Genomic DNA, 23,801 nt, shown 5'->3' with positions numbered 1-23,801 from the left:
ATACGGACAATGTCCTAGAGGTCCTACATGCCTGTGCGTGCGCTACTTGCTCAACGCGTTATGTTTTGGCGCATCCACCCAGCGCGACCGGCAAACGTCACGCTGGTAGAAACACTTGGCTACTACGAATACCCATCCCAACCCATTGCATGACATGACTTGGAATGGCTTTTAGTTATACAAGCTGACTGGAGGCGACTCCCCGGTTAACGCCCATTTTCCGAGAACTGAAAGCTTGTAATCGAGTGGATCATGCAATGTATGTGTCCGTACATTGCGCCAGAATCGGTCAAAACCGAGCTCGGCTTTCGCGCCGCGCGCCCCAGCCACCTCCAGTAATTCCTGCGCCGCATGCAGTCCCGCGCGATGGCATACCACCTTCGCTTGCGCGATCGCAATAGCCACAGCTGCACGCTGCTGCCCGCCTAAATCACGTCCGAGTAGAAACGCTTCCTCAATCATCGCCGCCGCACGGTCGGCGAGTACGGTTGCCGCGCTGATCTGCACGTGCATTTCTGCGAAGCGATGAATCATGTAGGGATCATCAGTTGCCCGCGCTACGCCGGCGTGTATCCATGGCCGTCCCTGCTCAAGCAAATACCGTCGGGCTTCTTCAAATGCCCCCATTGCAATGCCGAGATACAAATTGACCAGCACCAGCTGTGCAAAACAGGTACGCAGGGACTGATAGAACGTCTGTTCTTCATCATGCCTGCGCAGAAGGTTTCCCCCTGATAAAGGCACGTTGGCGAACGATACCGAATTGCTGTCAGTCTGCCTTTGCCCGATCGGATCCCAGTCATCCAGTATGCTGATCCCATGATGTCCGGTCGGCACAACGCCTAACACTGTTCTTCGGCTTGAAACGTGCACGGCAGATAGCGTCATATAGCTGGAACCGCGTGTTCCCGAACAAAATCCCTTCTGCCCGTTAAGTACCAAACCGTCACCTCGGTCCTCCGCGGTCAGGCGCAGGTCCAATGGATTCATTGCATTGCCCCACCAGCAGCGCCGTGCCATGGTATCGACCAGCCAACGTTCCTTTTGCGCGTCGCTGCCGTAGATCAGAACTGTCACAATCTGAAGATGATGAAATGCCAACACGTGCGCAAGCGCGCTGTCAACGGTTGCGATTTCCCTGACGCAGTTATAGATGACGGGCCATGGCAATCCATCACCACCGTAATGTCGGGGAATGGAAAGGCCCAGCAAGCCATGAGCTCGAATAAGTTCTTTTTCCGCTGCCGCATGACCTCCTGTGCGGTCGCGCTCAACCGCAGTCGCCCTCAGCGTGGCCAGCAAAGCTTTCAGATCCGTCGTCATCAGCTACCTATCAAGCGCAATCCGCCTGACACCTGTTTTGCGTGCATCGCTGCCAGTACTTTAAACTTCATCATCGTTGCATTCCCCAGCGGCGCAAGCTTATCCGTTCGAGTACGCCAAAGACCAGGTTCTCCACCAGCAGGCCGATCAGAATGACCATGGCCAGACCAGCAAATACCTTGTCCGTGTATAGCTCGTTGCGGTTCTGGAAGATATACCAGCCGAGGCCGCCCTTACCTGATGTGGTACCGAATACCAGCTCGGCTGCGATCAGCGTACGCCATGCAAAAGCCCAGCCGATCTTCAACCCCGAGACGATCGATGGCAGCGCAGCAGGAACCAGTATGTGCAGCACCAGGCGGATGCCGCGCAGTCCATAATTGCGTCCCGCCATCCGAAGTGTTTCTGGCACGCCTCGGAAACCCGCGTAGGTGCTCAGCGCCAGCGGCCATAATACAGAGTGGACCAGCACAAAGATCAGGCTGCCCTGGCCAAGTCCGAACCACAATAACGCCAGCGGCAGCAGCGCAATCGCCGGCAAGGGATTGAACATCGAGGTCAAGGTTTCGAGCAGATCCCGTCCCAGCTGCGTTGAAGCGGCAAGCGATGTCAGGATAAATGCCCCCAGGACTCCTGCGGCATAGCCTTGCAGGAGCACCGATAGCGACACGCCGACATTGGCCAAGAGCTCACCGCTGGCGATACCACCGGCTAACGCTGTCGCGGTATTCAGAAAGGTCGGCAGCAGTAGGTCATTGTCTTGCCAGCGCGCCATCAATTCCCACACCACTGCCAATGCAAGCAGGATGACTGATTTACGAAGCCAGCCGTGACGCCAGATGCGCGCAAGGATGGATAGCGGCAATTCGGCCGCGAGGGCGCCTACCGGATCCGGGTCACGCTCGTATTCCGGTCGCACAGGCGGATGCAACAGGGTGCTGCTCATCGTTCTTGTCTCCTTCGCTGGCTTAACGCACTTGGCCTAACCTGGGGAAACTGAGAGACTTCATGTTCCTCGCCTGCCTGCTCGAACAGCAGGTGATGCACCCGCCTCGTGGCTGCCTGAAACTCCTCGCTTCCCGCACTGTGAAGACCGAATTGGTGGCTGTTGAGCTCGGCACGCACACGGCCTGGATGGGGCGACAGCAACAATACACGGTTACCGATGATTAATGCTTCCTCAATGGAATGCGTAACGAACAACATCGTGAATCGCGCCTCATCCCACAGGATTTGCAACTCTTCCTGCATTTTTCGGCGTGTCAACGCATCGAGTGCGGCAAAAGGCTCATCCATGAGCAATATATCCGGCTGCATGGCGAGTGCGCGCGCAATGGCCACCCGTTGTTTCATGCCGCCGGAGAGAGTATGTGGATAGGCATCTTCGAATCCGCTCAGTCCAACCTTGTTCAGCCAATGCAGCGCATGTGCCTGTGCCTCCTTGCGTGTGGCTCGTTTGCTGGCCGTCAGTGAAAACATGACGTTCTCCTTGACGGTCTTCCAGGGCGCGAGCTGGTCGAACTCCTGAAAAACCACGATCCTGTCGGGCCATGGCCCTGTCACCGGCCGGCCATCCAGCAGAATGCTGCCCTCTCGTGGCGGAATGAATCCAGCGACGGACTTCAACAGGCTGGACTTGCCGCAGCCCGACGGACCCAATAACACATAACGGTCGCCGCGGTGCACATCAAAACTGACGCGATGCGTTGCACGGACCACACGATCGTCGGTGCGGTACTCCAGCGTGAGGCCTGACACCTCCAGCAATGGTTTGCCTGCCTCCCGCACGTCGGACGGCGCGCGCCCGGCCATTTGTAAAGAATGAACACTCATGTCATATCCGGGGAAAGAAAAATAAGTTCAGCTGCCTTGCGCTGTGTTCGGGTCATCAAAGAAATAGTCACGCCAGCTTTTCGGCTGGTTCTTGATTGCGCCGATGCGATGCAGGAACTGTGCGAGGCCGAATGTGTTTTGCGGTGTGATCTTGAACTGCACCTGCGGGTTGGTCAGCACCTTCAACAGCAGATTGCGATCGATATTGCTGTTGTTTACCTTCAGATAAATGTCGGCCGCAGCTTCCGGATTCGCCGTTACAAACTGCGCAGCCTCCGCCAGGGCTTCTACAAAGGCAGCATAGGTCTTTGGATTTTCGTTACGGAATTTTTCTGTCGCGTAAAGTACCGTGGCCGAACTCGGTCCGCCCAGCACGTCGTACGAGTTCAACACCACGCGAGCCTTCGGGTTTTGCGCCAACTCCTGATCCTGGAACGGCGGGTTGCCGAAGTGACCGGTAATCTCGGTACGGCCACTGATGATCGCCGCTGCTGCATCGGGATGGGGCAGTGCCTGGGTCACCTTGTCGAGCCGTGCATATTCCTTGTCACCCCATTGTTTGGCCGCCGCCATCTGCAGGATGCGGGCCTGCACGGAAACGGTCACCGCAGGCAGCGCGATACGATCTTTTTCGGTAAAGTCCGCTATGGTTTTGACATTGGGATTATTGGTGACGAGATAGTAGGGAAAGTTACCTAGCGAGGCGATAGCCTTGACGTTTTGCTTGCCCGCCGTACGGTCCCACATCGTCAGCAATGGTCCCACTCCTGCGGCGGCGACATCAATGGACCCGGACAGCAGTGCATCGTTTACCGAAGCGCCGCCCGATAGTCGGGCCCACTCTACCTGTATGTCGACGCCCTTCTTCTTACCGTGCTTCTCAATCAGTTTTTGTTCCTGTGCGACATTGAGCAACATGTATACGACGCCGAACTGTTCAGCAATGCGGATACGTCCTTCGGCGTGTACAGGGGCGACGGCGGTGATGCCGACAGTCAGTATGCTTGCGCTAACAGTAAGGACTGACAGCACCCGGTGGGCTGCCGATACAGTTCGGTCTACAAAGTGATACATATAACCCCTTAAAAATATTTTTATAGTCAAAAGCGCACGCTGCGCGTAGCAGGAAGCGTGAAGCTATCGTTTCTGGCGTAAGGACTCCCTTGCGGTTGCCACCGTGTTTATGCCGAAGTGGCACTATCGCGCCATAGCTTTCCATCAGACGCGTTATCTTGTTCTAGAACGGAGCATCGCCTTCGATAGTTGTCCGGTACAGTTTGCGGCGCTGCTGTTCGGGGCAACCGGCGGCGAGATGCATCAGGGATCTGTTGTCCCAGAAAACGAGGTCATGCTTCTGCCACTGATGTCGATAGATGTGCTCCGGCTTGACGCTGTGAGCAAACAAGGTATCGAGCAGTTCCCGGCTTTCATCTTCTGGCAGGCCAACGATACGTGGGGTAAAGTGCTCGCTGATAAAAAGTGCCTTGCGCCCGGTTTCCGGATGCGTGCGTACCACCGGATGTGTAACCGGCTTGACCTCCGCAATCTGTTGTTCCGTCAGGTTTGGCCGCCATGGGCTGCGACGCTGCAACTCTGCATACTTGGTCACGTAGCTATGCTCTGCTGTGAGCCCTTCGACGGTGCGCTTCAGATAATCAGGCAGCGTCTCCCATGCAAGATGCATATTCGCAAATAGCGTGTCACCGCCTTCCGCAGGCAGTTCCTGCGCGTGCAGCAGTGATCCGAGACTCGGCAATTCCTTGTAAGACAGGTCGGAGTGCCAGAAGTGGCCGGCATCGCCAAGTCCGATGGGCTGGCCATTTTCCTTGATGTTGGAGACAACCAGAATTTCAGGATGGCCAGACAACTGGAATTGGCGCAGCACATGCACTTGAAGCTTTCCGAATCGCCGACTGAAATCGATCTGCTGTTGCGGCGTGATGCGCTGCTCGCGGAATACAAGCACATGGTGATCAAGATGAGCCCGATGAATACGGGAGAAGTCACGTTCGCTTAATGGCTGAGACAGGTCCAGGCCATGCACCTCTGCGCCCAACGCGGCCTGAAACGCGTTGATGTGAATACTGGAGGCAACTTCGGGAAAATCGGCAATCGTTGTCATTGGGGCTCTTCATCGGCAATAGAACATGTTGGAAATTCTATTGCGCCTCATCGCACCTGCGAACGAATGTTAGCGTCTATGCATAAACGATTTACAAATATACGATCGGACCAGATTGACCCTCAGGCCAATAACTGCATTTACGGTAATAGAATTTAAACACGATATAAATAAAAGCCGGTATCGCCTGCCCACACCACCCGCATTCGTGCAGCCAGCGATTCCATGGTTATCGCTGGTGGCGGTGCTGACGGCTCAACGGCCACCAGCACTACGATCGACACCATCCTTTCTTCCGTCCCTCGACGGTAACATCGGTTCTTCCTTGCCTGACGAACGTTATTAAGCTTTTTGGACATGGCAACGCCGGTTGCATAGGCAACGTTTGCAGGGCCGGTAACAACACATCCGAGCTTTTCAAAAAACGTTTAATGATATGAAGCCAGCGTTGACAGGCAGGCCGTGCCAGTAGATTAGGAGGAAAAATTCAATATCCCGATCAACACGATTACTGCCATTTATTCCGAGTAGGCGAGTCGGGCGCACGTATCTAAAATAAAGTATCTGAGTTCAGCCAAAACGCCGAGCCTTTCGGTCGGCACCCGCACGATCCAACTAATTTAGGTTCCGTTGCAATAAGGAAGTCGGCACGGGTGAAAGTGAGCAGTGCCGGTCGTTCAGGCGGCCAAAGAATAGAACAGGTCTGCGGCGGACGTGGCTTGCCTGTCGCGGCTCTCAAGCTGCCCTTTCTTGATCATGTGCACAGTCTCAATACCGGCCAACAAAATCCGCGCACAACGGAAAGACTGGAAGCCGAGCATGGGTCGGACGATGCGTTTGATGGCCCGATGATCCTGCTCCACGATGTTGTTGAGATACTTCACCTATCGCAGTTCGACCGGCGCGCCGGTTTCAGCCTGAATGCGTTGGATGGCGGCCGTGTTGGCGCCGCTTTTGTCGATGGTGATCTTGTCGGGCAGGCCATGCTGGCCGATGGCGCGTTCCAGGAAGCGGCGTGCCGCAGCCATATCGCGTTTGGCAGTCAGCAGGAAGTCGACGGTGGCACCATCGCGTCGACAGCGCGATACAGATACTTCCATTGTCCGCCGACCAGCACATAGGTCTCATCCATCCTCCAACTTTTGCCGACCGGTCGCTTGCGGCGACGGAAGGCCGCGGCAAGCACTGGCAGAATCTTGAGCGTCCAGCGGTGGACGGTCGTGTGATCGACGAACACGCCGCGCTCGTGCATCAGCTCCTCGATGTGGCGCAGGCTCAGCGGATAGGCAACGTACCAGCGCACGCAGGTCAGCATCACTTCCAGCGGATAGTGCAATCGCTTGAGCACTTTGCATAAGGCGTCATTCATTGGCATTCTTCCGCAGTCAAACCAGCAACTCTAGCAGAACCGGCTTATTGCAACAGAACCGCATTCGGTGGTACGTGGCATATCCATTAAGCTATCGACAGCTGGAAGAGATGATGCAGGAGCGTGGCGTGTTTGTTGATCATTCCTCGATCAATCGATGGGCGATGCGGTTCTTGCCATTGTTGGAAAAGATTTTCCGCCAACACAAGCGTCCAGTGGGTAGAAGCTGGCGCATGGATGAGACCTACATCAAGGTGAAAGGTGCATGGAAATATCTTTATCGTGCGGTTGACAAGGAAGGCAAAACCGTCGACTTTCTGCTGACAGCCAAGCGCGACAAGGCAGCGGCCATGCGCTTCTTTGCCCAAGCCTTGCGCGACAACGATGTTCCTGAAAAAGTGACGATCGATAAAAGCGGCGCTAACAAAGCGGCCATCGACCAGATCATCGACGACAAGAAAATTCCGATCGCGGTGCGGCAGGTCAAATACCTCAACAACATCGTCGAGCAAGACCATCGCGTGGTCAAGCGCATCACCAAACCGATGCTCGGATTTCAGTCATTTCGGTCCGCCAAGAACGTCCTAGCCGACATTGAACTGATGCACACGATCCGCAAAAACCAGCTCAATCTCAAAGGCAGCGACGCACTGTCTTTTGCCGAGCAATTTTATGCGCTCGCAGGAAAAATCCGTTCCGCATAAGAGGCCGCCATGCCCTTGCGCCTAAAATTTTCTTTTCGCCGCTAATCCGACAAAACCTCAAGACTTCCCATATGGCAACTCAAGAATAAAGTTTATGTAAAAAGGCTTGTACCCCGGCCAGGCACATGTCCTGACCGGATCGTTATGTATTAGCTACCGGCCCACGAGACTCTGTCTGCGGTCCTTGAAGCCCGAATCGCTTCGGTGTGTACTTCCTCACGGCTGCGCGTCGAATCCACTTGGTTGAACTCGATGAATTCCGACGTGTTAGTGGCAATGTGATCACCTTGGGCATAGGCTCGCTCGAGTTCAGCATAAACTTCAGCGCGGGTCTTGGTGCCTGTGAACTTGCTATGATCGACGTACGGATAGGTTGCATCGGCGAATGCAGACCCGGCGGTAGAAAAAACAACTGCTGCTATCAAATGTTTCATGATCATTTTCAACTCCTAGTTAGTTAGTTAAGTGACTCGTAGGCTGCGAAACAACATCCTCGATCCCGACCTACCTAGCGGACCTCACTGAGCAAACATGCAAGCGCTTTGTGGCCCCTTATGTGCGCCATCAGCGCCGTGCTTCGAGAATTAAGTTGAACGGGGTCTCGGCTGCCCGCCGAAAGTGTCTGAATCCTGCCTTCTGAAACACTTCACGAAGACGTGCCTCTCCTGCTTGTGCACCGAGAACGAGGTGCCCTCCTTCCGAAAGGGAGTGCGCACAGCAAAGCGTAGTTGAGGCTGCGTAGTAAAGTCGGGCAACCGGCGAATTGTTGTCTTCGACTCGATCGTTGGCATACGGCTCGACCAGCATGACCGTCCCATCGGGAGCAAGTGCCTCGACTGCGTGCCTTGCTGCTGCGACCGGATTGCCCATATCGTGCAGGCAGTCGAAAAAACAGATAAGTCCGTAGTTCTTGCCGGGATAGTCCACTGCGTTGGCCTTGTGAAAGCCAACCTGCGCAGCAACGCCCGCATCCTCGGCGTTACGCCTAGCCTCTTCGATTGAGGCCGAATGCGTATCGAATCCATGAAAGCGTGAGTTTGGAAATGCTTGCGCCATCAGCACCGATGAGTGGCCGTGGCCGCAGCCGATGTCAGCAACATCAATGCCGGCATCGAGTTGCTTAACGACCCCTTCGAGCGCGGGTAGCCACTCTGGCACCAGACTTTTCCGATAGGCATTACGGTAGAACGCTGCTACGCCACAATGAAGTCGACCATGGTGATCGCCCCATGCCACGCCCTTGCCTGTGCGGAACGCCTCGAGGGCTTTTTCTTCGTCGAACCACATGGATGCCGGTACTTTCCACGCATTCGGGATGTACACTGGACTATCTTCATCAGCCAACACCATTGCCTGCTCGGGAGAAAGCTCATATGTGTTGCTCACTGCGTGATAAACAACGTAGCCACCGGCCGCTTGCGCATTCAACCATTCGCGTAAGTAGCGCTCCGCACAGCCGGTTTCCGCCGCCAACTCCTTTGGACTAATGGGACCTGCGCCCGCCATAGCCTTGTAAAGGCCGAGCTTGCTACCGAGGCTGACCATCACGCCTCCGTAGCCAGCCGATAGGTCGTCAATGGCGCGCATAACAAAAGTTTCCAGCTTCGTTTGATCAACTACGGATGTGTCCATGATTCTTGCCTCCTGTCGTCATTTCATCGGTTTCAAACTTCGTGCACAGAGTCGCACGCCCGTCGATACGGCGACAGTGCTGGAATCACCCTCAATCGGTTCGTTTGTGCCACGGTCGGAATGCTTGTAAGTGAGAAACTCCAGGAAGAGGACTTGCCATGCTCACACCATTGCCTTCACCCGCATCAAATCCACGCCATGTCAGCCTTATCGCGCTGCCCGATGCGGTGGTCTCCACACTGACGGGGATATTCGATGTCATGAATGCGTTCGCTCTGATGGACGTACCGGATACGAGCGGCGGCGTAGCCGTCCCGTTTCGCCTTGAAATCGTTGGAGAAGCGACAGGTCCGCTTGGACTGGCAAGCGGCGTGCCTGTCAACGTGCAGCGTGCCATCACAGAGATTGAGGCCACCGATATCGTGATCGTCCCCTCGGTGCTGCTATCGCCAACAGGCTGGAAGAAGGGCCGCTATCCCGCGCTTATCGCTTGGCTACGCACCATGTACGACCGCGGAGCAGTGCTCTGCTCGGCCTGCTCGGGTATCTTCTTATTAGCCGAAACGGGTCTTTTCGACGGCAAGGACGCCACGGTTCATTATGGCTACGCCGGTGCGTTCACGGCGACCTATCCGGCTGTTCCCATTCATCCGGAACGGGTGCTTACCATCTCTGGCGTGCGTGAAGAACTGGTGTGCTCGGGTGCGTCGATGAGCTGGCACGACCTGGTGCTTTACCTTATTGCGCGTTACGCCGGTGCGACCGCTGCACAGGAGGTCGCACGTCTCTTCGCACTGCAGTGGCACCAGGACGGACTTACTCCCTATCTCGTTTTCGAAGGCAAGCGTGATCATGGCGATGGGGATATCCAAAGTGCGCAGCAATGGCTGGACAAGCATTTCTCGGTTGCCCACCCAGTGGAAGAGATGATTCAGCGCTCGCGGCTAGCCGAACGCACCTTCAAGCGGCGCTTCACGCATGCGACCGGTTTCGCCCCGCTTGATTATGTCCAACGCCTGCGGATTGAAGATGCCAAGCGCAGGCTTGAGCGAACCGAAGCCTCCATTGACGAGATCAGCTGGCGGGTCGGTTACGAGGATCCTGCCTTCTTCCGTCGCCTGTTCAAGCGCACGACCGGACTGGCGCCCGGCGCCTATCGCAAGCGCTTTCGCATCCCAGATTTCGCACGCCCGTAGCATCTCCGCGTAAAGCAGATTAAGGCTTTCTGATATTCCCATCAAACAGATCATCAGCTGATCGTCTACTTTTCAAGACATTCCAAAACATTCTGATATTGGAATCGGCCAATCCATCTCGCTACAACCCGGTTGTGATCTGGTGCGAGCTGCTGTTCCCCAACCAGTATCTTCCAGATGGTACTGACCTATCTGCGTATTCCCAAGCCGACCTTGACGGCATCGCTTGCAAGCTCAATACACGTCCTAGAAAGACGCTTGCTTTTATTACGCCGATAGATAAACTCGTCGAGTCGTTGAATTGACCGGTTGAATCTACCGCCGCGTACTTTGCCAAGACGTCCGGGTGACGTACGCATTCATCCGCGCACATGAAGCACAGCATTCAATACGACGGCTGTGCAAGATGATGGTTGTGCATCTGAGCGGTTATTACGTCTGGCGTACAAACCCGGCCTCCAGACGCAGTATCGAAAACCGGCGTCTGTTTGGGCACATCAAACAATCTTGGCTGGAAAGTGGAGCAGTGTACGGCTATCGCAAGGTACACGAGGACCTGCGTGATTTGGGGGGAGGAATGCGGTCACAATCGAATCTATCGTTGCTAGTATGGATGAGCAGGTCATCTTCACCAAAGCAGGGACGGCATGAAACAGCAAACAACATCTATGTTTTGAAAATAAAAACCCGGAGCCTTTAAAGGTGCCGGGCTAGATGTGACCAGGAACAAAACGAAAGGGTGGTCCCTAAATCCTTCTTGTGGCAAGGAGCAAATACTCCTGTTTCGCAACAAAATAATAGACTACTCAAGTTGATAAAGGACTCCTATTTCAATATGACATCAGACTACTACATTACTACTTTCGCCGTGAAGGAAGGACCACCTATATGATAGGAGTCGCAGCACGTTTTTGAGTTCCTTTAGCTCCCGAAATGGATGTCAATATAGTCAGGGTCTGCTAACGGAAAGGGAAATGCTCTATAACGAGGAATCTATTCTGGTGCGTAAGGTCACGACATATCAATGCCTCATTACCGTGGAGAGCGAGCACCTCCATGCTGCAACTTTCCCATCAGCTTATCGCGGGTTTTAATTGTGAAACGTCTTGTGGAATGTTACTAATTAATAGCCGATGACCTGCTACCCAATTTAGTCCGAAACCGCCATGGAATTGATTAAAAACATGTAAGCAGCGGAATATTACCAACGCTGAATTGTAGTCCAGCATGTTCCCGTCCGAAGGCCGGTTTCTTGAGGCAACGGTTGTGCCTGTCTTCATTGTGCACGCGCGTCGGGATGGGAACCGTTTTTTTTGCAGGCTTCTCTAAATCTTAGGTGTGTTGAGCCGAAGCAACGCATGACTCTACAGCATGGACAATACCGGTGAATCTTATTCCCTGCCCTGCGAAGGATGTCAGCCAACGCAGGCATTGCCAACTGGCTGGAGCGAGCTGGTCAGCGCGGTAGAAAGCCTGACCGAAGTGTTTTTCACGCTGGACAGGCACTGGCATTTCACCTATGTGAACGCGGAGACCGAAGAATACCTAGGACGGTCCCGCGCCGAGTTGCTGGGCAAGTGCATTTGGGACGAATGCCCACAATTGCGCGGAACAGCATACGAAACCCAAGCTAGAGTCGCCGTCGAGCAATCGAGCCCGTGCGCCTTCGAGCTGTACGACCCAGCCCGCAAGAGATGGAAGGAGTTGCACATTCTGCCGTCCGCCTCCGGCGTGGCCGTGACCTGCGTCGATACTTCAGAGCGCAAGCTGAGACAGGATGCTGAACGCGACAATTCCCTGCGTTTCCAGGTTGTCGCGCGCGCTACTTCGTGCCCGAGTTCGAGAAGCGCTGGAAACGGCATGCTGCTGGTGCCAGTTCCTCCTGGGGCGTCGATGACACCTATGTGAAGATAAAAGACCAATGGGTCTATCTATACCGGGCTGTGGATCGAAAGGGCAGGACAGTTGGTTCCGGTTGAGCCCGCGCCGCAATGTCGCTGCCGTCAAGGCCTTTCTACACGTGAAAATGCGTATCGAGCCCATATTGGGCCTCAAACGCTTCAAATAGGCAGCGACGACGATCGCCGGCATCGAGCTTGTGCACCGTCTTCGTAAGGGCCAGTTTTTACTCGATACATTGAACGTTCATGGGCAAGCTGTACCTGCAGTTTGGTATGCGGTACTGGCCTCGTGACTGGAGCGAAGAATTACGCCGTATTTCACTCTTTACTGACATTTGCACCAGTACCTCTCAAAAGGCGTAGCGCTCGTTCAACCAAAGCTGGAACCCAGCGGTACATCCTCCAGCCCCACAGATCGCGCGATGGGAAGACAATGATACCTGGCGCCCGTGTAATGTCGGAGAGAATTGCCAAGGCTGCCGATTGCGGAGTTACGGCAGTCGCAGGTGCCTGGCGGTCTGTGCGAGCTCCAATAATCGGTTTTCCCCAGATGCTTGATGCTACTGGCCCTGGACATGCAACGCTAACGGCAATGTTCTCGGACTTGAGCTCGATGCGAAGGCTTTCGCTCAATCCGACAATAGCGTATTTTGTAGTGTTGTAGAGAGCCTGCCCTGGAATAGGGAGTAGACCTGAAATAGACGCGGTATTGACAATATGCCCCGCTCCCTGCTGCCGCATCACAGGCAGAACCGCATGTATTCCATGGATGACGCCCCAGAGGTTTACATCAATTATGCGCTGCCAGTGCTCTAGGGTGGCTTCGGTGATCGGGAGAGTACCGCCGATACCTGCATTGTTGAAAAGAAAATCGATACGGCCGGATTGTTCGAGCGTAAATACAATGAGCGTTGATACTTGTCGGGCATCCGTGACGTCAACGACAAATGACGACACTTTGGAAGGCGATCCCAGACGCGAAGCTGCGGTCAAAAGTGCCGATTCGTCTCTGTCGGCCAGACACACAAAGGCGCCCGCATCGAGAAGGGTTTCGGCGAGCGCGAAACCTATGCCGGATGCTGCGCCCGTGACAATACATACCTTTTGGTCGAATTCATTGTTGTACATTACTCAGTTCTCTTCATTACGGCTGAAAGCACGCTAAAGGAGTCGATCGACACCTACGGAATGCTATTGGCCGATGGGGACAGGAACAGCCGTCGACAGCGCAAAATCCACGCTCCCAACATTCCTGCTTGAGAAGGCTTGTCAATATCTAGCGATGAAAGATGCCCCGGAACATCGGTACTCCGTATTGTTCAAAGACGGTCTCTGCCGTAACAGTCGGCACCCATATCCGCAGATCGCCGGCCGACATAATCGTTGCGACCAGCATGGTGGACGCCACGTTCGCGTCGAGTGGGCGAATCGATCCATCGACCATGCCGTCGCAAATGAGCGACGCGAATCGTTGAGCAATGTGGTGGTACTTTTTATTCAAGTGCGTTCGTGTCGTTTCACCGAGCGTCGCCAACGCGGGCTGGCGTAGCAAGGGATCATCCGCAGTATTCCTATATTGAAGCAACGTAGCTGCGATGGAGGTCAAAGCTTGCAATGCAGTCTCTGATGACGCCTCTGCAGCTTCAATCACATTCCACATGGTTTCAATGCTTCGCTCAAAGCAGGCGGTAATAAGGTCTTCCTTTGACTCGATGTGGTGATAGAAGCCGCCCTTGGTCACATTGAGCTTGGCCGCGATGTTGTTGACGGAAGCAGATGCTGCCCCCTTCTCATTGATCAGTTGCGTTGCCGCCTGCAGGTACGCCTCATAAGGAGAGGACTCAACGGGCGGCCTGAGTACCTGGTACGGCAACACAACCGGGTTGCAAGCGGATCCCGGTGCAGCAAGCCCATTGAAAAGGATGTCGTGTGCACGCTTGGCGATGCGCCCATACTCCCGTGGGTCGTAGTCTTCGATCCAGCTCGCCATCCAGAGAATCTGTGACAAAAGAAGATGGGTACGTGCATTGATGCCAACACGCTCCTCGGTGGATGGGCGCAGATCCAGCAAACCACGTACGCTGCGGAACATGTTTCCGTAGGCGGAAAAAATGTCCGGGTCCTCGAGACTGCTGATTTCGTCAAAGTAGCAAATCTGATGCGTTTCACCGAGCGCCACCTTGCGCTGCCTTTCGGTGAAACGCATCAGAAAAGACTCGACCCGCTGAGCAGGCCTGTCTGCGTTCGCGCTATCTGCCAACAGCTGCTGATATTCCTCTATGGCGTGCTTGTAGCAAGCTGCAGCCAGCAGATCTTTGGTCTTGAAGTAGTACCAAACGCCTGTGGCGACAATGCCGATTTCGCGCGCAACATCGGCAATTGTGAAGTTACCCAATCCGCGGCTATTGATCAGCCTGGTGGCACACGCAACGATTTCCAGTTTGCGCTTTGCATATCGGGGCGCGGTTGATGAGTCTTTTTTCATTCTGGTTTAGAGTGGCTATTACCTATGGGTGGACGCTGCACAGCTATCTGGCGATCTCGCGAAGCCGTGCGCCCATCTTACCGTGCTTGGCTTTTTCCTTCCCGAAAAGTAGAGTCGAAGACATGACCATCTAGAGCACGTGGGGAAACTAGGGATGCCGAACTTGTGACGGCATCCGGAGTCCAGATACAGGAGAAGCGCTCATGCTGCCCTGTCATCCCCGATTTTTTGCACGGTTGAATTGCACCCCGCCTAGCAAACCTCGAACAGACCAGCGGCTCCCATGCCGCCGCCAATACACATCGTTACGACGACATATTTCGCCTTGCGTCGCTTTCCCTCGATAAGCGCATGTCCCACCAGCCGCGCACCGGACATGCCGTAGGGGTGGCCCAATGCGATCGCGCCGCCGTTGACGTTCAAGCGTTCGTCAGGGATGCCGAGTTTGTCTCGACAGTAGAGCACCTGCACCGCGAAGGCTTCGTTCAGCTCCCAAAGGTCAATGTCAGACATCTTTAAGCCGTTACGCTCCAGCAATCGAGGAATCGCGAATACGGGGCCGATTCCCATTTCATCCGGCTCGCAGCCGGCCGTGGCCAAGCCGCGGAAAATGCCAAGCGGCTGCAGGCCTCGCTGCTCGGCGAGCCTGGAGTTCATGACCACCACGGCAGAAGCGCCGTCAGAGAACTGACTGGCATTCCCTGCAGTGATGACCCCGCCAGCCATGGCGGGCCGAATCCTCTGGAGACCTTCAATCGTAGTATCTGCCCGGATACCTTCGTCCTCACTCACGGTCACTTGCTTGCTTGAGAATCCGGTACGCGGATCGCTCACGCCCATGGTCACGGCGATAGGCGCGATTTCCTGCTTGAACAGCCCTGCAGCTTGTGCAACCGCTGCCCGTTGCTGGCTCCGCAGGCCGTATGCATCTTGCTCATCTTTGGAGATGCCGTAGCGATTTGCCACTGTTTCCGCCGTTTCAAGCATGGACATAAAATAGCTGGGCCGATGCTCGGCCACCCATTCATCCTTGATGTACTTGGTATTTACGCTGGCCTGAACGCAAGAAATGGATTCCACTCCACCCGCAACCATGACAGGGACGCCATCAACGATCACGCGCTGGGCCGCAACCGCGATGGCCTGCAAGCCGGACGCGCACTGACGGTCGATGGTCGTGCCACCGGCAGTGACCGGCAGCCCTGCCCGAAGCGCGGCGTACCGCCCGATATTCAGGCCGGTTGCTCCTTGCTGAAGCGCGCAGCCCAAGACGACGTCTTCTACCTCTTCTGGCTGGATGCCGGCCCTTTTAACTGCGTGCTCAATGGCGTGTCCAGCTAGCGTCGCGCCATGCGTCATGTTGAACCCGCCACGCCAGGATTTTGCCAAAGGAGTGCGGGCGGTTGAAACTATCACTGCGTCTATCATATCAATTCCCAGTTTTCATTAGTTGAAGGTTTTCCCTGCGATAGCGAATTGCGACAACAGCGAGGCAACCCTCCCGTAGCGCGGCTCGGACTGCTCGTTTTTCATGAAACCTTCAATGGCTCGCTCGACATTCAGCAGTCCAACCGAATCCGCATAGTGCATTGGACCGCCGCGGTAAGGCGGGAACCCATAGCCAAAGATGTAGACGACATCAATGTCCGATGCGCGTTGCGCAATACCCTCCTCAAGGATGCGCGCACCCTCATTGGAGAGCGCAAAGATGCATCGCTGGACAATCTCCCCGTCACTGACCTTGCGCGGAACGATCCCATGCGTTGCGCGGTGGTCTTCCACCAACTTTCCAACCGCCGGGTCAACCTGTGGCGTTCGCCCCCCCTTCTCATAGCGATACCAACCGGAACCGGTCTTTTGGCCAAATCGACCCAGCTCGCACAACTTGTCGGCCAACATCGCCGTAGTGGGCATCTTCATTTCAGGCCGCTCCGCACGAATGCGCTTTCGAATTGCCCAGCCAATGTCATTCCCGGCCAAGTCGCTCATTCTGAAAGGCCCCATGGCCATGCCGAACTTCTCCAGCGCGCCGTCCACCTGCTGGACGGTAGCGCCCTCTTCAAGCAGCTTGGCCGCCTCGCTGCTATAGCCACCGATCATGCGGTTGCCGATGAATCCGTCACAGACTCCGGAAACGACTGCGATTTTCTTGATTTTCTTCGCCAGCAGCATGATTGTCAGTAGCACGTCGTCAGCCGTCTTGTCGCCACGCACCACTTCCAGGAGTTTCATGACATTGGCCGGGCTGAAGAAATGCGCGCCAAGGACATCCATGGGCCGCTTGGTGAACGACGCGATCACGTTCACGTCGAGCGTCGATGTATTGGATGCCAGGATCGCGCCCGGCTTGCAAATTTCATCGAGCTTTTGGAAGACAGTCTTCTTTACCTCCATATCCTCGAACACCGCCTCGATCACCAGATCGGCATTTGACAAGTCCGCGAAGCTAAGCGTCGGCTTGAGCAGAGCCGCAAGCCTGCTCGCCTCATCGGCCTGCATCTTCCCCTTCTTGACGCGTGCCTCAAAGAAGCTCTGGATGTGCTGCACGCCACGATCGAGTGATTCTTGCTTGGTCTCCACGATGGTTGCAGGAATGCCGGCAAGAAGAAAGTTGATCGCAATGCCCGCCCCCATGGTGCCAGCGCCCACTATGCCGACAGAGGTGACGGGACGCGGCACAACTCCTTCAGACAGTCCGTCGATATGGGGCGCTTTGCGCTCCGCAAAATGGAGGTGGCGCAAGGCTTTTGCCTCGTCGCTGGAGAGCAGATCCAAGAATATTTTTTTCTCCTTCTTGATACCGGCATCGAAGTCCCCAAGCGATGCCTCTACCGCGTCCACGCATGCGAGCGGCGCAGGGTAGTTCTTCGTGGCTGCGCCCAGGCTATTGCGCACGAGAAGCAAGAAGGCGTCAGGCTTGGCGTGCCTTACCTTTTGGTCGCGGGCACGCTTGAGCGCAAGCTTGTCGGAGACGACATTTTCAGTGAATGCCAAAGTGTCCTGCAACAGATCCCCTTCGGTAATTCCGTCAAACAGAGGAGTGTCGCGCAGCATTCCGGCCGGCACGGCTTCGCCGGAGATGATCACGTTGAGGGCAGCCTCAAGGCCGATCAGCCGTGGCAGCCTTTGCGAGCCACCGCCGCTTGGGCAAAGACCTATCTTTACCTCGGGCATTGCGACGCGAGCGCCAGCGGAGGCGAAACGGAAGTGACAACCCAATGCGAGTTCGAACCCGCCCCCCATGCACAATCCGCCAATAGCCGCTATCACCGGCTTGGTGCTCGTTTCAATGTACGAGATGAGAGTGCCAAGAGAGGGTTCCTCAAAGCCGAATTGGCTCTTCACCTCGGTAATCTCTCCCTTTCCCGGGGAGGCCGCATCGGTACCGATAAGGACAATTGCCTTAATGGCCTCATCCGATTCGGCAGCGCGCACGCCGGCGAGGATTGCGCTCCGGGCAGCCGCGTCTAACGCGTGCAACGGCGGCTGGACAGTCCGGATGATGGCAACCTCACCGTGGACTTGATATGGCGTCATGTTCATTGTTCGAAAGTTTTCGGGTTAAAGTTAAAGATATCTCTTGCCCACATTCCGGCATGAGTGTGTTCCTGTATTTCCACTTAAGTCGTGCACGAAAGGTAACGACAATTCAGTTTGACTCTCCGTACAGTTCACGCAAGTCTCGCTTGAGCACCTTGCCAATTGCGCTGCGCGGCAACGCGTCGATGAAACACACGTCCGAAACTCGCTGATGCTTGCCGAGCCGCGCATTCGTCCAGGTCCTGATTGCCTCGGCGTCAACTTCTGCGTGAGGCTTCAGAACGACGTAGGCCACAGGCGTTTCTCCCCACGCATCGGATGGCACCCCTACAACAGAGACGTCGGCGACTGCCGGGTGATCTCGCATTACCGCCTCCAGGTCGCTTGGGTACACGTTGAAACCGCCACTGATGATCATGTCCTTCTTGCGGTCTCCAAGAATGAGAAAGCCGTCGGCGTCAAAACGGCCGACATCGCCGGTGCGGATGAACCGCAGGCCCTCCGGCGAAACCCATTGCGCCTCTGCAGTCTTGGACGGCTTGTTGTGATAGCCGCTCATCATTGCTCCGGAACGCCCGACTATCTCGCCGCTCTCTCCCTGTGCAACCTCGTTCCCCTGCTCGTCGATCAACCTGATGTCGCTACCCTCACCAGGCCGACCTACGGTATGCAACTTGTTGGGGAAATCGTGCGCGAACAGCACGCAGCTACCTGCGCCTTCCGTCATGCCATAGATCTCGATGAGCCGACCAGGCCAACGGGCCAGAACATCCGCTTTGAGCGCGGCGTGGAATGGTGCGCTGGTACAAAACTTGTACGTAAAGCTCGACAAGTCAAATTGGTCGAAGCGAGGATGCGCCATCAGCCGCGCATACTGCACAGGAACCAACATCGTGTGTGTGACGCGAAGACGTTCAGCAAGCTCCAGATAATTCTCGGCGTCGAACTTCGACTGCAGCACAACAGTCCCCCCTTTGGCGACGGTCGGAAGGAACGCGACAAGAGTGGTGTTGGAATACAACGGCGTCGAGAGCAGTGTCACGCAGTCAGGCGTGAAGCCCCAGTTTTCGGCGCGCTGCACCTGCATCCAGCGCATATCGTGCGAATGCACAATGCCCTTCGGAACGCCAGTCGTACCAGACGAATAGATGATGTTGAACGACCAATCAGGCTCGACCGTGACCAGGTTCGGGCATACACCAGAGGGGGCCAGCCAGGAAGCAAACGATTCTCCGGCCGCTGATTCATCGAGCGCGACCCGTCTCGGGTCCTCGGGGTGCGCCGGGCCAAGGTGCTGCGCGACGCCTGCATCGAGAAACAGGTGCGTCGCCCCGCTGTCGGCGGTCATCGCCCGCAACTGCTCAGGCGTCGAGCTTGGCGCCAGCGGGACAGGAACAGCGCCTGCACGAAGTACACCGAGGAACACGGCGGCATACTGTATCGAGTTAAGCGCGCAGATTGCAACAGCGCGCGTTGGATGCACACCGTCTCGCTGAAGGGCGACGGCAATGCGATCCATCAACACGTCGAGCTCAGCGTAGTTGAGTGTCTTGTTGTCTTGGATCAACGCTACATGCTGGGGCTGTCGCTGGGCGAGTTCGCGTACAAGGTCAGCGATGGCGCGGAAGGGCAAAGGGTTGGTATCGGTCATGATCTGGCGAAGATGGCTGGGGTGTAAGGTATTGATGTGCTTTGGCTGCAAGTTAGGGTGTATCTGACGCCATCGCGCTCAGATTGCCGTCGCTGCATGCTTGCTTTCCGGCTCATTTCGTCACGGCGCTCCAGGTTTCACCCACGGTTACCGCCTGGGAACCCGGCGCACCGTACAAGTGGCAGGCCACACCACGACCATCGCCATGGTCTGTCATCAACGGGTCCTGCGTCTTGCAGATCTCCATCGCCTGCGGGCAGCGCGGATGGAAACGGCATCCGCTCGGTGGACGAAGGGCGCTGGGCACCTCTCCACGAACAACAATGCGCGGCCGCGTTTTCTCGACCTTGGGATCCGCAACAGGTACAGCCGACATGAGCGCCTGGGTGTATGGATGCATAGGCCGCTCGTAGAGGTCTTTTCTCGACCCAATTTCGACGATCCGTCCCAGGTACATCACCGCAACGCGATGACTTATATGGCGCACAACTGCGAGGTCGTGCGCAATGAAGATGTACGACAATCCGAGGCGCTGTTGCAGGTCTATAAGCACGTTAACCACTTGTGCCTGAATGGAAACGTCCAGCGCGGAAACCGGCTCGTCGCAAATGATCAGGCTTGGGTTTAACGCGAGCGCACGCGCGATCGCAATGCGCTGGCGCTGACCACCGGAGAACTCGTGGGGATAACGCTCGGCCATGTACGGGAGTAAACCTACCGTTGCCAACAGTTCCGCGACCCGTTCGTCGTACTCGGCTCGGCTCGACGTTGCCCGGTGCACCACGAGAGGCTCGCCGACGAGGTCGCGAACTTTCATGCGTGGATTAAGCGACCCATACGGATCTTGATAGACCATCTGCATGCGGCGGCGGAATTCGTTTCCCGTCCGCTTTTTCGTTATGTCCTTCCCTTCAAAGACAATCCGGCCGGACGTCTGCGCCTGCATGCGCAATACAGTCAATCCCGTGGTGGACTTGCCACATCCCGATTCGCCGACCAGGCCCAGCGTCTCGCCGCGCTTTACAGTGAACGACACGCCGTCCACGGCCTTGATCGAGCCGACCTGCTTGCGCAGGATGGCACCGTCATGCAGCGGAATATGCACTTTCAGATCCTCGACGCTTAAAATGACGTCGTCGCGAGTGTTATCAGTTGAGATCATTTCGGAAACAGGCATTGAGGTGGTTGTCGCCCACCTCGATTAGAGGAGGCCGGCGTTCTATGCAGTCCGGCCCGGCCCAACGGCATCTCGGCGCGAATGCGCAGCCGACAGGAAGCGCGGCAAGATCGGGGGGCGACCCTTCGATCGGCACGAGACGTTGGTTGACATCGCTATCCAGGCGCGGTACCGATGCCAGAAGCCCAACGGTGTACGGGTGCTTCGGATGGGCGTACAGCTCTTCGGCGGATGCCTGCTCGATGATACGGCCACCGTACATCACCGCAACCTTGTCAGCGTAACGAGCGACAACCCCGAGATCGTGGGTAATCAGGATGAGCGCGGCTTTTGTCTCTCGTGTGATTTCCTTCAGCAGATCAAGAATCTGGGCTTGCACCGTCACGTCGAGCGCCGTCGTCGGTTCGTCTGCGATGATCAGTCTCGGCTTGCAAGCGAGCGCCATGGCGATCATCGCCCGCTGGCGCTGTCCTCCAGAAAACTGGTGAGGCCACGCATTGACCTTGCTTGCTGCATCGGGAATACGTACGCGGTTCAGCAGTTCCCTTGCCGCGTCCAGTGCCTTGCTCCAAGGCGTCTTCCTATGGAGATTCATAGGTTCCGCGATTTGCATGCCGACCGAAAGCGTCGGGTTCAGCGAGGACATTGGCTCCTGGAAGATCATCGCGATGCGGTCGCCACGGATGCTTCGGATTTCGCGGTCGCTCAATTTCGCGAGGTCTTTCTCCTCGAACAGAATCTGGCCGCCCTCGATCCGACCAGGCGGATCAGGAAGCAACCGCAGGATGGACAGCGCCGTTACGCTCTTTCCAGAGCCGGACTCCCCGACGATGGCCAAAGTCTCGCCGGGAGCGACATCAAACGATACGTCATCGACCGCCGTGACCTTGCCGCGATCGGTGCGGAAGCTCGTGGTAAGACCACGTACAGATAACAAAGACTCTTTCACTCATTCTCCCCGCGGAGGCAACGGTGGTGCTAGGCTGCCGTCGCCATCCTCTTATTCCAAGTCTGCGAGACGCACCCGCATCTCGCTGCTACATCGCTCACCGGGACGAGAGGTACCATCCCGATCCCGGTTGAACGGCCATCCCCGTCCAGTGGGGCCTATCGCGGCATCAGTAACCCATCTGCTTTTTCAGCGCTTGATCGACCCAGATGCGGGCGTGAATGGGACCGGGGCGCTCGGCGCCGGCACGCAGTTCTCCACCGTAATTTTTCACCCACGGCCACCAGCCGGTGTACACGTACGGGGTCGGCAGGAGGATCACCGGTGCGGTTGCCAGCACTTCGCGCGTCATCAAACGCACCTTGATCTTTCGCACACGTTCGTCAGGCTCCTCGTAGATCTCGGCAATCTTTTTGTCGACTTCGGGGTCACTGAACTGCATCGGATTCCACACCTGGCCCTTAACGAAACTTTTACGCAATGCGGTCGTAGGGCTGGTATTTCCCATCAACATGAAGTACCCCGGTGCATTGGTCTTTGTAATCATCGCGGAGAAGTAGGCACCGTACTCAAGCGTCTGAATCTGCATTTTTACGCCGATCTTCTCCAGGTATGCAGCGACCATTTGGAGTAGGTCGTTCTCTGAGTTGGCTGATGAAGTCTGAACCTTGAAGCTGAAACCGTTCGGATAACCTGCATCCGCAAGCAGTTGCTTGGCCTTTTTCGGGTTATACGTATAGATCTCTTTCACCGTGTCGGGCATGTTCTCCAATGCCTGGAAATATCCGGTATAGGTTGGGTGCATCGGCCAAGCAAGAATCTCGGCGTTGCCGCCGTAGTACGCATTGATAATCTCTTGTCGGTTGATGGCCAGGTTAAGCGCCTGCCGCACACGAATGTCGTCGAACGGTTTCTGATCGAAACGTAGAGCGACGAACTGGCCACCATTGGCAAGGTATCGATTCCAACGGATCTTCGGCACGGTCTTCTTCATCTCGTCGACATGATTCCAACGCACAGCCTCGAGCAAGTCGATCTTTGCTGTACGGAACGCCGTTAGGGTCGTCTGTTCGTCCTTAATGTAGCGGTAGGTGATCTTGTCGACGAATGGCAGCTTGTACTTCTGACCATCGACCATGTCCGAGTCCCAGTAGTTAGGATTTTTCGTGTAGATCAGCGAGTTGCCCTGCACATAATCAGCCACCTGAAATGGCCCGGTTCCCGTGACGTTCTTCCAGTTACCAGCGCCTGCGACAACAACTTCCTTGGGGAGAATGCCGGAGTAGTAACCGTAGCCCAGGCGGTAGTCCCATTCAGCGTTGTAGTTCTTCAGGAAGTAGGTGACCTGATGCTTGCCGCTCGCCTCGACTTTCTCGACGAAGTCGAAGTAAGCCGGGATCTTCTTCGGGCTCTTGTTGACGCGGTCGAATGCAAACACCACATCGTCCGCCACGAATTCGCGCGACTCCATGACGCCGGGCTTGGCAGCCCACATCACGCCTTTTCGCAATTGCACTTCGACGCGCAACGGGTTTTGTTTCATCTCCCATTTCTCTGCCAACTCGCCGCGCATGCCATCGGTTGGCAGCCAGGCATCGGCCGTGAAGGCGTACTTGCCGCCATTGCGTGCCGCTTTGCCGAGGTCTGCAGAGAACAGCTGTTCGTACGCAAGGCCAGTATCCTGGCTATGTTTCCACGCCCAATCGTTGGTATCAGGCGACATGGGGTTGACGGTCATGTAGATGTTGCCGATGTTCAGCTCGCTGCCGTATTGCGGCTTTTCCTTGACTTGTGCGTATGACGAAGCAAAGGCTACCGTCAGCGCGATAGCTGTGACGGCGGAACTCAAACGGCGTGCGGGGAAAGCGATATTCACTTGAAATTTCCTTTAGACGCAGGTGGAAAGAAGCGGTGCTGCA

The 23,801-nt window shown here is 55.9% G+C and carries 18 protein-coding genes and 3 pseudogenes; 5 read left to right on the top strand and 16 right to left on the bottom strand.

The window, feature by feature from the left end:
* Positions 1 to 171: 171 nt before the first annotated feature.
* The 6 genes and pseudogenes from ASE07_RS17295 to ASE07_RS17270 all read right to left on the bottom strand — a co-directional run bounded on the left by ASE07_RS17295 (position 172) and on the right by ASE07_RS17270 (position 6,653).
* On the bottom strand, positions 172 to 1,323 hold the full coding sequence (locus ASE07_RS17295) for an acyl-CoA dehydrogenase family protein (RefSeq protein WP_057292085.1): 1,152 nt from the start codon (positions 1,321 to 1,323) through the stop codon (positions 172 to 174).
* Positions 1,324 to 1,393: 70 nt separating this feature from the next.
* Positions 1,394 to 2,269, bottom strand: coding sequence for an ABC transporter permease (locus ASE07_RS17290; protein WP_057292084.1), 876 nt, complete (start codon positions 2,267 to 2,269; stop codon positions 1,394 to 1,396).
* Complete coding sequence (locus ASE07_RS17285; RefSeq protein WP_082584223.1) at positions 2,266 to 3,156, bottom strand: ABC transporter ATP-binding protein; 891 nt, start codon at positions 3,154 to 3,156, stop codon at positions 2,266 to 2,268. The genes ASE07_RS17290 and ASE07_RS17285 overlap by 4 nt, the downstream gene beginning before the upstream one ends.
* Positions 3,157 to 3,183: 27 nt before the next feature.
* Positions 3,184 to 4,230 carry an ABC transporter substrate-binding protein gene (locus tag ASE07_RS17280; protein ID WP_057292082.1) on the bottom strand — a complete coding sequence of 349 codons (1,047 nt, stop codon included), beginning with the start codon at positions 4,228 to 4,230 and terminating at the stop codon, positions 3,184 to 3,186.
* A gap of 163 nt (positions 4,231 to 4,393) precedes the next feature.
* A complete protein-coding gene (locus ASE07_RS17275) occupies positions 4,394 to 5,278 on the bottom strand; it encodes a TauD/TfdA dioxygenase family protein (RefSeq protein ID WP_057292081.1) in 885 nt (294 codons plus the stop codon).
* A gap of 677 nt (positions 5,279 to 5,955) precedes the next feature.
* Positions 5,956 to 6,653: pseudogene (locus tag ASE07_RS17270) on the bottom strand (IS6 family transposase).
* A 41-nt stretch (positions 6,654 to 6,694) separates the two neighbouring features.
* Here ASE07_RS17270 and ASE07_RS17265 point away from each other — a divergent pair.
* The gene (locus ASE07_RS17265) at positions 6,695 to 7,351 is read left to right on the top strand and encodes an IS6 family transposase (RefSeq protein ID WP_082584227.1); all 657 of its coding nucleotides are present in this window, start codon (positions 6,695 to 6,697) and stop codon (positions 7,349 to 7,351) included.
* 149 nt (positions 7,352 to 7,500) lie between these two features.
* Here ASE07_RS17265 and ASE07_RS17260 read toward each other — a convergent pair whose 3' ends face one another.
* Positions 7,501 to 7,791, bottom strand: coding sequence for a DUF4148 domain-containing protein (locus ASE07_RS17260; protein WP_057292079.1), 291 nt, complete (start codon positions 7,789 to 7,791; stop codon positions 7,501 to 7,503).
* A 124-nt stretch (positions 7,792 to 7,915) separates the two neighbouring features.
* Positions 7,916 to 8,983, bottom strand: coding sequence for a class I SAM-dependent methyltransferase (locus ASE07_RS17255; RefSeq protein WP_057292078.1), 1,068 nt, complete (start codon positions 8,981 to 8,983; stop codon positions 7,916 to 7,918).
* A gap of 158 nt (positions 8,984 to 9,141) precedes the next feature.
* Between ASE07_RS17255 and ASE07_RS17250 the strand changes: the two genes are divergently transcribed.
* From ASE07_RS17250 to ASE07_RS30725, 4 genes and pseudogenes are all read left to right on the top strand, one after another.
* On the top strand, positions 9,142 to 10,179 hold the full coding sequence (locus ASE07_RS17250) for a GlxA family transcriptional regulator (RefSeq protein ID WP_057292077.1): 1,038 nt from the start codon (positions 9,142 to 9,144) through the stop codon (positions 10,177 to 10,179).
* Between the two features lie 319 nt (positions 10,180 to 10,498).
* Positions 10,499 to 10,781: pseudogene (locus ASE07_RS29820) on the top strand (IS3 family transposase); the annotation flags it as partial.
* A gap of 769 nt (positions 10,782 to 11,550) precedes the next feature.
* A complete protein-coding gene (locus ASE07_RS17245; protein ID WP_057292076.1) occupies positions 11,551 to 12,087 on the top strand; it encodes a PAS domain-containing protein in 537 nt (178 codons plus the stop codon).
* Positions 12,033 to 12,373 (top strand): annotated as a pseudogene (locus tag ASE07_RS30725) (DDE-type integrase/transposase/recombinase); the annotation flags it as partial. The gene ASE07_RS17245 and the pseudogene ASE07_RS30725, both read left to right, overlap by 55 nt.
* A 25-nt stretch (positions 12,374 to 12,398) precedes the next feature.
* Here ASE07_RS30725 and ASE07_RS17240 read toward each other — a convergent pair.
* The 8 genes from ASE07_RS17240 to ASE07_RS17205 all read right to left on the bottom strand — a co-directional run bounded on the left by ASE07_RS17240 (position 12,399) and on the right by ASE07_RS17205 (position 23,758).
* On the bottom strand, positions 12,399 to 13,208 hold the full coding sequence (locus tag ASE07_RS17240) for an SDR family NAD(P)-dependent oxidoreductase (RefSeq protein WP_057292075.1): 810 nt from the start codon (positions 13,206 to 13,208) through the stop codon (positions 12,399 to 12,401).
* A gap of 148 nt (positions 13,209 to 13,356) precedes the next feature.
* Complete coding sequence (locus tag ASE07_RS17235; protein WP_057292074.1) at positions 13,357 to 14,565, bottom strand: TetR/AcrR family transcriptional regulator; 1,209 nt, start codon at positions 14,563 to 14,565, stop codon at positions 13,357 to 13,359.
* Between the two features lie 252 nt (positions 14,566 to 14,817).
* Positions 14,818 to 15,993, bottom strand: a complete 1,176-nt coding sequence (locus ASE07_RS17230) for an acetyl-CoA C-acyltransferase (protein ID WP_057292073.1) — start codon at positions 15,991 to 15,993, stop codon at positions 14,818 to 14,820.
* Between the two features lie 18 nt (positions 15,994 to 16,011).
* Positions 16,012 to 18,102: a 3-hydroxyacyl-CoA dehydrogenase NAD-binding domain-containing protein gene (locus tag ASE07_RS17225; RefSeq protein WP_057292072.1), complete on the bottom strand. Its 2,091-nt coding sequence runs from the start codon at positions 18,100 to 18,102 to the stop codon at positions 16,012 to 16,014.
* Between the two features lie 112 nt (positions 18,103 to 18,214).
* Complete coding sequence (locus tag ASE07_RS17220; RefSeq protein ID WP_057292071.1) at positions 18,215 to 19,756, bottom strand: class I adenylate-forming enzyme family protein; 1,542 nt, start codon at positions 19,754 to 19,756, stop codon at positions 18,215 to 18,217.
* 112 nt (positions 19,757 to 19,868) lie between these two features.
* Positions 19,869 to 20,933: an ABC transporter ATP-binding protein gene (locus ASE07_RS17215; protein WP_057292092.1), complete on the bottom strand. Its 1,065-nt coding sequence runs from the start codon at positions 20,931 to 20,933 to the stop codon at positions 19,869 to 19,871.
* The gene (locus tag ASE07_RS17210) at positions 20,905 to 21,882 is read right to left on the bottom strand and encodes an ABC transporter ATP-binding protein (protein ID WP_057292070.1); all 978 of its coding nucleotides are present in this window, start codon (positions 21,880 to 21,882) and stop codon (positions 20,905 to 20,907) included. Before ASE07_RS17210 ends, ASE07_RS17215 begins: the two co-directional genes overlap by 29 nt.
* A 169-nt stretch (positions 21,883 to 22,051) precedes the next feature.
* Positions 22,052 to 23,758: an ABC transporter substrate-binding protein gene (locus ASE07_RS17205; protein WP_057292069.1), complete on the bottom strand. Its 1,707-nt coding sequence runs from the start codon at positions 23,756 to 23,758 to the stop codon at positions 22,052 to 22,054.
* Positions 23,759 to 23,801: the final 43 nt, after the last annotated feature.

It is taken from the genome of Noviherbaspirillum sp. Root189 (assembly GCF_001428545.1).
In the GTDB taxonomy this organism is placed as follows: domain Bacteria; phylum Pseudomonadota; class Gammaproteobacteria; order Burkholderiales; family Burkholderiaceae_D; genus Noviherbaspirillum.
The sequence above is the reverse complement of the archived record's forward strand: the minus strand, read 5'-3'. Positions and strand labels throughout refer to the sequence as shown.